At 74.8% G+C, this 11,705-nt stretch carries 12 protein-coding genes; 9 read left to right on the top strand and 3 right to left on the bottom strand.

The genetic code is table 11. The annotated features are described in order from the left end of the window. The first annotated feature begins 6 nt into the window (after positions 1-6). The 4 genes from BFV98_RS04875 to BFV98_RS04860 all read left to right on the top strand — a co-directional run bounded on the left by BFV98_RS04875 (position 7) and on the right by BFV98_RS04860 (position 3,622). Entirely contained in the window at positions 7-1,134 is a 1,128-nt protein-coding gene (locus tag BFV98_RS04875; RefSeq protein ID WP_071098755.1) for a sensor histidine kinase, read from the top strand. After that, a complete protein-coding gene (locus tag BFV98_RS04870) occupies positions 1,134-1,781 on the top strand; it encodes a response regulator transcription factor (RefSeq protein ID WP_013286228.1) in 648 nt (215 codons plus the stop codon). The genes BFV98_RS04875 and BFV98_RS04870 overlap by 1 nt, the downstream gene beginning before the upstream one ends. Positions 1,782-1,847: 66 nt before the next feature. Beyond that, positions 1,848-2,816 (top strand): ATP-binding cassette domain-containing protein, encoded by a 969-nt coding sequence (locus BFV98_RS04865; protein ID WP_071095100.1) that lies wholly within the window; start codon positions 1,848-1,850, stop codon positions 2,814-2,816. Next, the gene (locus BFV98_RS04860) at positions 2,813-3,622 is read left to right on the top strand and encodes an ABC transporter permease (RefSeq protein ID WP_071095098.1); all 810 of its coding nucleotides are present in this window, start codon (positions 2,813-2,815) and stop codon (positions 3,620-3,622) included. Before BFV98_RS04865 ends, BFV98_RS04860 begins: the two co-directional genes overlap by 4 nt. Positions 3,623-3,663: 41 nt before the next feature. On the opposite strand, the gene helR is transcribed toward BFV98_RS04860, so the two are convergent. Beyond that, entirely contained in the window at positions 3,664-5,835 is a 2,172-nt protein-coding gene (helR, locus tag BFV98_RS04855; protein ID WP_083395232.1) for an RNA polymerase recycling motor ATPase HelR, read from the bottom strand. 224 nt (positions 5,836-6,059) lie between these two features. Here helR and BFV98_RS04850 point away from each other — a divergent pair, with 224 nt between their 5' ends. From BFV98_RS04850 to BFV98_RS04840, 3 genes are all read left to right on the top strand, one after another. Further along, complete coding sequence (locus tag BFV98_RS04850) at positions 6,060-6,851, top strand: TetR/AcrR family transcriptional regulator (protein ID WP_071095096.1); 792 nt, start codon at positions 6,060-6,062, stop codon at positions 6,849-6,851. 69 nt (positions 6,852-6,920) lie between these two features. Continuing rightward, complete coding sequence (locus BFV98_RS04845) at positions 6,921-7,454, top strand: flavin reductase family protein (RefSeq protein ID WP_013286233.1); 534 nt, start codon at positions 6,921-6,923, stop codon at positions 7,452-7,454. A gap of 23 nt (positions 7,455-7,477) precedes the next feature. After that, complete coding sequence (locus BFV98_RS04840) at positions 7,478-7,651, top strand: NIPSNAP family protein (RefSeq protein ID WP_218917884.1); 174 nt, start codon at positions 7,478-7,480, stop codon at positions 7,649-7,651. A gap of 17 nt (positions 7,652-7,668) precedes the next feature. Here BFV98_RS04840 and BFV98_RS04835 read toward each other — a convergent pair whose 3' ends face one another. Beyond that, positions 7,669-8,673 carry a YafY family protein gene (locus BFV98_RS04835; RefSeq protein WP_071095094.1) on the bottom strand — a complete coding sequence of 335 codons (1,005 nt, stop codon included), beginning with the start codon at positions 8,671-8,673 and terminating at the stop codon, positions 7,669-7,671. A gap of 85 nt (positions 8,674-8,758) precedes the next feature. On the opposite strand from BFV98_RS04835, the gene BFV98_RS04830 reads away from it, so the two are divergent. Both BFV98_RS04830 and BFV98_RS04825 read left to right on the top strand, forming a co-directional pair. Next, positions 8,759-9,337 (top strand): DinB family protein, encoded by a 579-nt coding sequence (locus tag BFV98_RS04830; RefSeq protein WP_036311075.1) that lies wholly within the window; start codon positions 8,759-8,761, stop codon positions 9,335-9,337. Positions 9,338-9,357: 20 nt separating this feature from the next. Further along, positions 9,358-10,449: a winged helix DNA-binding domain-containing protein gene (locus tag BFV98_RS04825; RefSeq protein WP_071095092.1), complete on the top strand. Its 1,092-nt coding sequence runs from the start codon at positions 9,358-9,360 to the stop codon at positions 10,447-10,449. Positions 10,450-10,485: 36 nt separating this feature from the next. Here BFV98_RS04825 and BFV98_RS04820 read toward each other — a convergent pair whose 3' ends face one another. Beyond that, positions 10,486-11,694 (bottom strand): MalY/PatB family protein, encoded by a 1,209-nt coding sequence (locus BFV98_RS04820; RefSeq protein ID WP_071095090.1) that lies wholly within the window; start codon positions 11,692-11,694, stop codon positions 10,486-10,488. Positions 11,695-11,705 lie beyond the last annotated feature (11 nt).

Genomic DNA, 11,705 nt, shown 5'->3' with positions numbered 1-11,705 from the left:
CTGGGCATGGCTACCGAACGGCTCACCCGGGTTGCGGCGACGGCGGGGCTCGCCGTGGTGCTGCTCGCCGCGATCGGCGTCCAGGCGGTGGCGGTCGCCGCGAGCTGGGGTCTGCGGTACTGGCTCCCCGGCGGCGCGGCCGCCGTCGTGGTCGGCGTGCTGGCTCTGGTACGCCATCGGCAGCGCGTCGTCACGGCCACTGCCGGACTCGCCGTCTCCGGGTCGGCAGTCGCCGCGGCCCGGCTGTTCGACCTGCCCACCGAGCCGGGGCCGGCGCTGGCGCTGGCGTCGGCCGTCCTGGTCGGATCGGCGGTACGCGCGCTGCCGCCGCTGCCCGCCGGCCTGATCGCCGCAGGTGGTCTCGTGGTGGCGGCCGGGGCGTGGGCGGCGGCCCGGCCGGGGGCGGGCGGGTCCGGGGTGGTGGCGCTCAACGGGCTGTGCTGGCTCGGCGGGGTCGTCGCGGGGCTCACGCTGCGGCTGCTCGACGAGCGGGCCCGGGCCGTCGCCGAGCGGGTACGCCGCGACGAGCGGCTGGAGCTGGCCCGGGAGCTGCACGACGTGGTGGCGCACCACGTCACCGGCATGGTGGTGCAGGCGCAGGCCGCCCACCTGGTCGGGCGGCGGGATCCGGCGCGCGCCACCGAGTCGCTGGCCGGCATCGAGGCGGCCGGCGGCGAGGCGCTGCGGGCCATGCGCCGCCTGGTCGGGGTGCTGCGCGACACCGCCGACGGGCCGCCGGCCTCGGCCCGTACCGAGCAGATCGAGGAACTGGTCGAGCGGTTCCGCCGGCAGGGCCCGCCGGTGCGGCTGCGGCTGCCGGGGGAGACGGCCTGGCCGCCGGAGGTCACCAGCACCGTGCACCGGATCGTCCGGGAGGCGCTGACGAACGTGGCCCGCCACGCCCCGCACGCCGGCCAGGTCACCGTGGACGTGTCGCAGGAGCCGGACGCGGTGGTGGTCGAGGTGACCGACGACGCGTCCGGCGTTTCCGCCGTTTCCGCCGAGCAGCGGGGCGGATACGGCCTGATCGGCCTGCGCGAGCGGGTCGAGGCCCTCGGCGGCACGCTGCGCGCCGGTCCCCGCTCCGGCGCCGGGTGGTCGGTGCGGGCGGTAGTGCCGCACGGGAGGGCGTGATGACGATCCGGGTGCTGCTCGCCGACGACCAGGCGATGGTCCGCGGCGGGCTGCGGCTGATCCTGGAGGACCAGCCCGACATCACAGTGGTCGCCGAGGCGGCCGACGGCGTCGACGCGGTAGCCCAGGCCCGCCGGCTGCGCCCGGACGTCTGCCTGGTGGACATCCGGATGCCGCGGCTCGACGGGCTCCAGGTGACGCGGGCGCTCGCCGGGCCCGAGGTGGCCGACCCGCTGCGGGTCGTCGTGGTCACCACGTTCGACCTGGACGAGTACGTCTACGGCGCGCTGCGCGGGGGAGCGGCCGGGTTCCTGCTCAAGGACGCCGGACCGGCGCTGCTGGTGGAGGCGGTCCGGGCGGCGTACCAGGGTGACGCGCTCGTGTCCCCGTCGGTGACGGTCCGGCTGCTGCGGCACCTGACCCCGCCCGCGCCGCCCCGTGACGAGCGCCGCCCGGCGCTGTCCGAGCGGGAGATCGAGGTGGTACGGGAGATCGCCCGGGGCCGGACGAACCTGGAGATCGGCGCGGAGCTGTTCATCTCGCTGAGCACCGTGAAGAGCCACGTGTCGGCGGTGCAGACGAAGCTCGGCCTGCGGAACCGTACCGAGATCGCGGTCTGGGCCTGGGAGCACCGCGTGGTCGACTGAAACGTTGGCGGACGCGCTACCGTACGTTGTACGTTAGCGGCCGTCGTCAACGGAGGGGGCACAGTCGTGGAACATGCGATCCTGGCGGAGGGCCTGCGCAAGCGATACGGGGACACCGCCGCGCTCGACGGATTCGACCTGCGGGTGCGACCGGGCACCGTGTGCGGGCTGCTCGGCCCGAACGGGGCGGGCAAGACCACAGCCGTCCGCATCCTGGCCACGCTGCTGCGCTTCGACGCCGGGCGGGCCGAGGTCGCCGGCTTCGACGTGGCGGGACAGGCCGACCGGGTGCGCCACCGCATCGGTCTGGTCGGGCAGCACCCCGCTGTGGACGAGGCACTGAGCGGGCGGGAGAACCTGGTGATCTTCGGCCGCCTGTTCCACCTGGACCGGGCCGGGGCGAGGCGGCGCGCCACCGAACTGCTCGACCGGTTCGGGCTCGCCGACGCCGGCGGGCGGCCGGTACGCACGTACTCCGGTGGCATGCGCCGCCGCCTCGACCTGGCCGCCGGGATGATCCTCGCGCCGTCGGTGCTGTTCCTCGACGAGCCGACCACGGCGCTGGACCCGCGCGGGCGCAACGAGGTGTGGGAGGCGGTACGCGACCTGGTACGCGGCGGCACCACGGTGCTGCTGACCACGCAGTACCTGGACGAGGCCGACCAGCTCGCCGACCGCGTCTGCGTGCTCGACGCCGGCCGGGTGATCGCCGAGGGCACACCGGACGCGCTCAAGTCCCGCCTCGGCGGCGACCGGATCGAACTGGTCGTCCGCGACGCCGCCGACCTGGCTGCAGCCGCCGGGCGGTTGCGCGCCGTCGCCCTTGCCGAACCGGCAGCCGATCCGGACCGCCGGGCGGTCAGCGCCCAGGTCGGCGACCGGGCCGGCGCGCTGACCGAGGTGCTGCGCGCGCTGGACGCCGACGGCGTGGACGTGGCCGACGTGGCGTTGCGGCGGCCCACGCTGGACGAGGTGTTCCTCCAGCTCACCGGCGCGCCGTCCGCCGCCCGTACCGGTGTGGAGGTGACCGCGTGACCGCGACCGTGACCCCGGCCCGGCGCGCGTCGCTGGCCGGTGACGGCCTGACGCTGACCGGGCGTGCGCTGGCGCACTGGCGGCGCGAGCCCGGCCCGCTGGTCGGCTCGCTGGGCTTCGACATCCTGATGGTGCTGATGTTCGCGTACCTGTTCGGCGGCGCGCTCCAGGTGCCCGGCGACGGCAGCTACCGGGAGTTCCTGATGCCCGGCATGTTCGCCATGACGATGGTCTTCGGCATCAGCATGACCACCATGGCGGTCTCGGCGGACCTGGAGCGCGGCGTCACCGACCGGCTGCGGTCCATGCCGGTGTCCCGGCTGGCCCCGCTGCTCGGCCGCGCGGTCGCCGACCTGATGTTCGCGGTGGTGACGCTCGCCGTCATGCTGGGCGTCGGCCTGGCGGTCGGGTGGCGGGCGCGCGGCGACCTCGGTGACACGCTCGCCGCGATCGGGCTGATCCTGCTGCTGCGGTTCGCGCTGGTCTGGGTGGGCGTCTTCCTCGGCCTGACCGTGAAGGGGCAGAGTGCGGTCACGGCCGTGCAGACGCTGGAGTTCCCGCTGGGCTTCCTGTCCAGCGCGTTCGTGGCGCCGTCCACGATGCCCGCGTGGCTGGGTGCGGTCGCCGAGTGGAACCCGCTGTCCGCGACCGTCGGGGCCACCCGGGAGCTGTTCGGCAACCCCGGCTGGGGCGGCGACTCGTGGGTGGCAGCGCACCACCCGCTGCTGGCGGTGCTCTGGCCGCTGGCGCTGGTCGCGGTGTTCCTGCCGCTGTCGCTGCGCCGCTACCGGGCGCTGAGCCGCTGAACCGGGCCCGGGGGCGGCAGTGCGCCGCCCCCGGGACGCGGTCACGGCCCGGTGAGGACGACCAGCTCGCCGGTCGCGCGGGTCATCGCGACGTACCGGTCCACCGCGCCGGAGATCCCATCGCCGAACGACTCCGGGTCGACCAGCACCACCAGGTCGAACTCCAGTCCCTTGGCCAGCTCCGGGGTCAGCGACCGGACCCGCTCCGAGGCCGGGAACGCCGGATCGCCGATGACGCACGCGACGCCCTCGGGATGGTCGGCGAGCCAGCCGTCCACCACCGCGCCCAGCTCCGCGCGGGCGCCGTACCGCACCGGGGCGCCGTCGCGGATGGACGTGGGTACGTTGGCATCAGGGAGCACGGCCCGGATCACCGGTTCGGCCGCCGCCATCACCTGCGCCGGAGTGCGGTAGTTGACGGTGAGCGTGGCCACCTCGACCCGGTCGAAGCCGGCCCGCGTCAGCCGCTGCGGCCACGACTCGGTGAACCCGTGCCGCGCCTGCGCCCGGTCACCGACCACTGTGAAGCTGCGCGACGGGCAGCGCGCCAGCAGCATCTGCCACTGCGCGTCGGTCAGCTCCTGCGCCTCGTCCACCACGACGTGCGCGAACGGCCCGGCCAGCAGGTCCGGATCGGCCACGCTCAGCGCGCTTTCGTCGACCAGGCTCGTCCGCATGTCCTCGCCGTACAGCATGGTCATCAGACCCTCGCCGTCGTCGTAGGCGTGCGACGCGATCAGCGCGTCGACCACCGTGTCCATCTCGGCGCGCTGCGCGGCCAGCACCGCCTCGTCGCGGCGCCGCCGCAGCGACGCCTCCGGGTCGCCGACGCGGCGCCGGGCCGCGTCCAGCCACGGCAGGTCGGCGACAGTCCAAGCCCGGGGGTCGGGCCGCCGCAGCGTACGGATCTCCTCGACGCTCAGCCAGGGCGCGCACCGGCGCAGGTAGGCCGGCACCGACCACAGGTCGGCCACCACGTCGAGCGGGTCCAGCAGCGGCCACGCCCGGCCGAACGCGGTGACCAGCTCCCGGTCGCGCGCCAGCGCCCGGCGCACCGCCTCCTCCGGCTCGTCGCCGCGGTACTTCTCCACCAGGATCGTGAGCAGTTCCTCCCACACGTCGTCGCGGGCCTCGTTGTGCGGGACGCCCGGTCCGGCCGCCTCGAACGCCGTCGTCCAGTCGTCGGCGGTCAGCCGCAGCTCGCCGTCCCCGACGCCGACTGTCATCCCGGTCGCGGGCGGCTCCTCGTAGAACCGGACCGCGGCGTCGACCGCCCGCACCGGGTCCGCGGACGCCTTCAGCCGGGCCACCTCCGGGTCGGTCTCCGGCGCCGCCGCCGCGCCCTCGGGCACCAGGTCGGCGAGCGTGCAGATCTGCACGTCCTCCTCACCCAGGCTGGGCAGCACGTCCGACACGTAGTTCAGGTACGGCTGGTGCGGCCCCACCACCAGCACCCCGCCCCGGCGCTCGCCCAGCCGCGGGTCGGCGTGCAGCAGGTACGCGGTCCGGTGCAGCGCCACCACCGTCTTGCCGGTGCCGGGGCCGCCGTCGACCACCAGCGCGCCTCGCGACCCGGCCCGGATGATCGCGTCCTGGTCGGCCTGGATGGTGCCGAGCACGTCGCGCATCCGCGCCGACCGGGTCGCGCCCAGGCTGGCGATGAACGCCGACTGGTCGTCGAGCGCGGCGTGCCCGGCCAGGCCGTCGGCGGTGAACACCTCGTCCCAGTAGTCGGTGATCCGCCCTCGGCTCCACCGGTACCGGCGGCGGCTGACCAGGCCCATGGGGTCGGCGTGGGTGGCGCCGAAGAACGGCTCGGCGGCGGGGGAGCGCCAGTCCAGCAGCAGCCGGCCGCCCGCGCCGTCGGTCAGGCCGAGCCGGCCCACGTACACCGGTTCGCCGCCGTCCGCGCCGACCATCCGGCCCAGGCACAGGTCCAGGCCGTAACGGCGCAGCGTACGCAGGCGCGCGCTCAGCCGCCGGACCTCCTGGTCCCGGTCGACCGCCTGCCGGCCCCGGCCGCCCGCGGTCCGGCGCGTCGCGTCGAGCCGGTCGGTCAACTCGGCGATCGAACGGTGCAGGCTGTCCGCGATGGCGGCGAAGTGCCGCTCGTCGGCGGCGATCAGGTCCGGGCCGGCCTTCGCCGACAGACGCTCGGGAAGATCGAAAACGCTCGTGGCAGGCAGATTCAACTCGTCTCCGATCACGGGCACGGCCGAGCCTCCGCTCTTCGCGGCTTTTCGAATGCCTCGGCAATGGGTTACGGCCGGCAATTGTGCGCCCTCACCCCGGTCTTGCGGCAAGACCGGGGGTGCGCTATATGTTGGTAGTGGCGGGAGAACCCGCCATTCTTTTTGCGCGAACATTTCTCGGGCTCCCCTTTTCCGGCGTCCCGCCGACCGCCGGTGACCGGCATGGCCGGTAGGATGACGGCACCATGTCGAAGGAGCGCCGGCGCAAGGCCGATCCCGCCCGCAGCCTGGCCCTTCTCTGGCGCACCCAGGAGCCGGCCAGCCGCGGCGCCGGTCCCGCCCTGAGCGTCGACCGGATCGTGCGCACCGCGATCGAGATCGCCGACGCCGACGGCATCGACGCGCTCACCATGCGCCGGGTCAGCGAGGCGCTCGGCGTGGGCACCATGTCCGTCTACACGTACGTGCCGGGTAAGGCGGAACTGCTCGACGTCATGGTGGACGCCGTCCTCGGTGACCTGCCGCGCCCGTCCGACGTGCCGGGTGGCTGGCGGGGGCGGCTGGAACGCGTCGCGCGGGACAACCTCGCCCTCTACCGGGCCCACCCGTGGCTGCTGCGCGCCGAGACCACCCGGCCGGTGCTCGGCCCGAACGTGCTCGCCAAGTACGACTACGAACTGCACGCCGTCGCGGACATCGGGCTGGACGACGTGGAGATGGACGCGGTGCTCACGCTCGTGCTGGGGCACGCCAAGAACGCGGCCCGGGTCGCGCTGGACGTGGCCGAGCTGGAACGTGAGACCGGGATGACCGACGACCAGTGGTGGCAGACGCACGGGCCCTGGCTGGAGAAGTTCATGACCGCCGGCAGCTTCCCGCTCGCCGCGCGAGTCGGCACCGCGGCCGGCATGGCGCACGGCGCGGCGTACGGGCCGGACCACGCCTTCGAGTTCGGTCTCCAGCGTGTGCTCGACGGCATCTCGGTGGTGGTGGCCGACCGTGCCGCTGGTGGGTCGGAGCCCGGGAAGACCTTGTAATCCTACTGGTTGGATAGGAAACTCTCCCTGGGGTCGACGATCCCCCGTCGTACACCTTGGAGGAACACCGTGACCGAGCCTGCCGACACCCCGGTCGACGCCGACGCCGACGCGCTGCGGACGCTGCTGCGGCACCAGGCCAGCACCGTCACAGTGGTCACCGCCGCCGGTCCGCCCGCGGCCGGGTTCACCGCCACCTCGTTCACCGCGGTGTCGCTGCGGCCGCCGATCGTCTCGTTCTGCCTGGACCGGGGCTCGTCGAGCTGGCCGGTGGTGTCCCGGGCCCGGCACGTCGGTGTGCACCTGCTCGGGCACGGCCAGCACGAGATGGCCCGGACGTTCGCCACCAGCGGGATCGACCGGTTCGCCGAGCCGACCCGCTGGCGGCCCGGCCCGGAAGGGGTGCCGGTCCTCGACGACACGCTGGCCTGGCTGCTCTGCCGGGTGGTGGACCGGGTTGTCGTCGGGGACCACGCCGTCGTGCTGGCCGAACCGGAGCTGCTGCGGCACGCCGACGTCGGCTCGCCGTTGCTCTACCACAGGGGGCGGTACGCCGGCCTGGCCGACACGACCGACCCCGGTGGCCGCCGCTCCGCCGCCTGACCGGCCGCCGCTATCGTGGCCGCGTGATCACCTGCGTCGTGCACTACACGATCGACAGCCTGGCGGCGTACGAGCAGTACCGGGCCCGGTTCGGTGTGGACCCCGAGTTCGTCGCCGCCGACCGGATCCGCGAGGAGTCGGGCTGCGTCCTGCGGTACGAGCGCACGTTCATGCGCCCGCTCCTGCCCACCGACTGACGCCCCGGCCGGCCCGGCTACCGAGGCGGGCGCGGGCCCTCTGCCGCTGCGGCGTAGCGGCGGGCCAGACGGGCGAACGCCTCGCGCAGCTCCGGCGGCCCGACCACCTCGATGTCGGCGTCGTAGCGGCCGAGCACGGCGGCCAGCCCGGGCCACGACCAGGCGCCCAGCACCAGCCGGCAACGGTCCGGGCCCAGCGCCTCGACGATCCCGTCGCGGGTCCACCCGGACACCACGCGGGCGGGCAGGTCGAGGATCACCTCGCCCCGGCAGGGCCAGTCACCCGGCCCGGTGGCGCCCTTGAACCGGCCGGCGACGTACGCGGCCACGTCCCCGCCGGGCAGCTCGCGGGGCGTGAACCGGGGGCCGGTGGGCGTACGCGGGCTGATCCGGTCGACCCGGAACGTGCGCCAGTCGACGCGGTCGAGATCCCAGGCGACGAGGTACCAGCGCCCACCCCAGGTGACCAGGTGATGCGGCTGCACCCGGCGCGGCGGCCGGCCCGCGACCGGCGGCGTCGTCGACACCGACTCGTAGTCGAAGCGCAGCTCCTCGCGGGCGTGCACGGCGGCGCTCAACGTCATCAGCAGCGCCGGTTCCACCCGGTGCCGGGAGGGCGTATCGGCGCGTTGCACGTCGACCACCCGCAGCGCGTCCACCCGGTGCCGCAGCCGCGCCGGCATCACCTGCCGCACAGTGGTCAGCGCCCGCGCCGCCGCCTCCTCGATGCCGGTCACCCCGCCGGCGGCGGTCTGCAACGCCACTGTGAGCGCGACCGCCTGCTCGTCGTCGAAGAGCAGCGGCGGGAGCGCCGAGCCGGCGCCCAGCCGGTAGCCGCCGTCCGGCCCCTTGGCGCTCTCGATCGGATAGCCCAGCTCGCGCAGCCGGTCGACGTCGCGGCGCACGGTTCGCGGGCTGACCCGCAGCCGTTCGGCGAGCAGCGACCCGGGCCAGTCGCGTCGCGCCTGCAACAGGGACAGCAGGGAGAGCAGTCGGGCGGAAGTCTTCGGCACGCCACGCATTCTGCCGCGAGAAGAGGACACTTCCTGACCGCTATGCCTGCGAGGGTGGACCCGTACCCGATCAGGACCGGAAGGAACGATGACGATGACCGGCACCACCACGACCCCCACCACCCTCGACGCCGAGCGGACCGACCTGCTGGCCGAGCTCGCCGAGGCCCGGAACATGCTGATCAACACGGTGCGCGGCCTGACCGACGAGCAGGCCGCGCAGAAGCCGACTGTCAGCGCGCTCTGCCTGGGCGGCCTGATCAAGCACGTCGCGTCCACCGAGGAGGCGTGGCTGCGGTTCGTGGTCGAGGGCCCTTCGGCGATGTCATTCGCCATGCCCGAGGGCGTCACCTGGGAGGACTTCATGTCCGGGCAGGCCCGCGAGCTGCCGCAGTGGGCGATCGAGCGGGGACGGGACTTCCAGATGCTGCCCGAGGACACGCTGCCGGCCATCCTGGACCGGTACGCCCGCATCGCCGCCCGTACCGAGGAGATCGTGGCCGGCGTCGAGGACCTGTCGGCGACCTGGCCGGTGCCGGACGCGCCGTGGAACGAGCCCGGTTCGGTCCGCAGCATCCGGCGGGTGCTGATCCACGTCATCGCCGAGACCACCCAGCACGCCGGGCACGCCGACATCCTGCGCGAGAGCATCGACGGGCAGACCACCACCTGAGCGGGCCGGAGACCGCAGCGATGACAGTGCTCGACCAGCTGATGCTCAACCGGGCCACGCTCGCCCGGCAACTGCTGCTGGAGCGCGCCGACCTGCCGGTGGCGGACGCCGTGACGCACCTGTGCGGGTTGCAGGCCCAGGAGCCGCAGGAGCCGTATGTCGGGCTCTGGTCGCGGCTGCGGGCCTTCGACCCGGCGGTCCTGTCGGACCTGCTGGTGCGCCGCCGCCTGGTGCGTACCCACCTCATGCGCCGCACCGTGCACCTCCTCGCCGCGGACGACGTGCTGACCTGGCGGTCCCGGCACGACGCGATGCTGCGGCAGCGGGTGCTGGGCGTCTACCGCGGCGAGTTCGACGGGGTCGACCTCGACGAACTCGCCGCGGCGGCCCGGGAGGTCCTTGCCGACGGCGAGCCGCGCACCACCGCCGAGATCGTGGGGGCGCTAGCCGCGCGCTGGCCGGAGACCGACCGGCGGGCGCTCGGCGAGATCGTGCTCGCGCTGGTCCCGGCCGTGCAGGCCCCGCCGCGCGGACTGTGGCGGGCCACCGCCGGCGTCCGTACCGTCGCTCTGGCCCGGTGGCTGGGCCGCGACGCCGACCCGCCCGGTCTGGACGGCGACGACCTGGCCGGGCGGGCGCTGGTGCGGCGCTACCTGGCCGCGTTCGGTCCGGCCGCGTCGGCGGACCTGCGCGCCTGGTGCGGCCTCGCCGGGCTGCCGGCGGCGGTGGCGGCGGTCCGCGACGAGCTGGTGGCCTTCCGGGATGCGCGCGGCCGCACGCTGCTGGACCTGCCCGGCGCGCCCCGGCCCGACCCGGACACCCCCGCGCCGGTACGGTTCCTGCCCGCCTTCGACAACGCGGTGCTCGGCTACCACGACCGCAGCCGGATCATCGACGACGCCCACCGCAACCTCTCCGTCGCGGGTGCCCGGTTCGTGCTCGTCAACGGCCGGGTCGCCGCCACCTGGACGGTCGACGCGGGCGTCGTGGTGGTCACGCCGCTGCGCGCGTTGACCCGCGCCGAGCGCACGGCCGTCACCGCCGAGGGCGGCGCCGTGGCGTCGTTCCTGTCCGAGGGCGACAACCAGGGGGTACGCGTCGTCGCCCGTTGAGCCGCTGGTAAGGCGCGCGAGCGCGCTGGCCGCCGGTCAGGCGACCACCGCGCGGCCCATCCGGGTGACCGCCTCGGTGAGCACGGCGGGGGAGGTGGCGAAGTTGAGCCGCACGAACCCGGTGCCGCCGGAGCCGAAGACGTGCCCGGAGCTGAGCGCCACCCGGGCCCGGTCGAGGAACATCCGCGCCGGACCGGCCAGGTCGCTCGCCACGCCCGGTCCGTCGCCCGCCTCGGTGGGTACGCCGAGGCGCCGGCAGTCCAGCCAGGCCAGGTACGTGCCCTCGGGCGGCTGCCACGACACGGTCGGAAGGTGCTCGGCCAGCAGTGATCCGAGCAGCGCCCGGTTCGCGTCGAGGCCGTCGAGCAGCCGGTCCAGCCACGGCCCGCCGGCGCGGAACGCGGCGGTGTGCGCGAGCACACCGAGGTGGCTGGGTCCGTGGCTGACCTCCTCCGGCATCCGCGCCAGGTCGTCCGCCGCGTCCGGCCCGGCGACCGCCAGCGCCGCCTTGAGCCCGGCCAGGTTCCACGCCTTCGACGCCGACAGCAGCGCGAACGCGTTCTCCGCGCCCGGCACCGTCAGGTACGGCGTGAACCGCGCGCCGGGCAGCGCCAACGGCGCGTGGATCTCGTCGGCCACCACCCGTACGCCGTGCCGGGCGGCCAGCTCGGCGACGGTGGCCAGCTCGTCGGGCCGGTGCACCACACCGGTCGGGTTGTGCGGGTTGCAGAGCAGGAACGCCGGCCGCTCGCCGATCGCGCGGGCCCGGCGGAACGCCTCCTCCAGCGCGGCCGGGTCGAGCCGCAGGTCCGCGCCGAGCGGCGCCTCGAGGACCTGCCGGCCGGCGTTGGCGACGAACGCGTAGAACGGCGGGTAGACCGGGGGAGTGACCACCACCGCGTCGCCCGGGCCGGTGACCAGGCGCAGCACCTCGACCGTACCCATCATCACGTCCGGCACCAGCGTGGTCCGGCCGACCGGGAAGTCGGCCCAGCCCCACCGCTGCGCGGCGAACCCGCCGACCGCCTCGGCGTACCCGGTGCCGAACGCATAGCCGGTGTCGCCCAGCTCGACCGCCCGGCGCAGCGCCTCGGCCACCGGCGGCGCCAGCGGCACGTCCTGCTCGGCCACCCACAGCGGCAGCACGTCCGGCGGGTACAGCCGCCACTTCACGCTGGTGCGCTGCCGGAGCTGGTCGAGCGTGAGCTGGGTGAGCGGATTGCCCTCGTCGGCGGAAACGACCATGCGGCCCACAC

It is taken from the genome of Micromonospora sp. WMMB235, from assembly GCF_001855515.1.
GTDB lineage: Bacteria > Actinomycetota > Actinomycetes > Mycobacteriales > Micromonosporaceae > Micromonospora > Micromonospora aurantiaca.
Note: the sequence above shows the minus strand (reverse complement) of the source record. Positions and strands in the feature narration are given on the sequence as shown.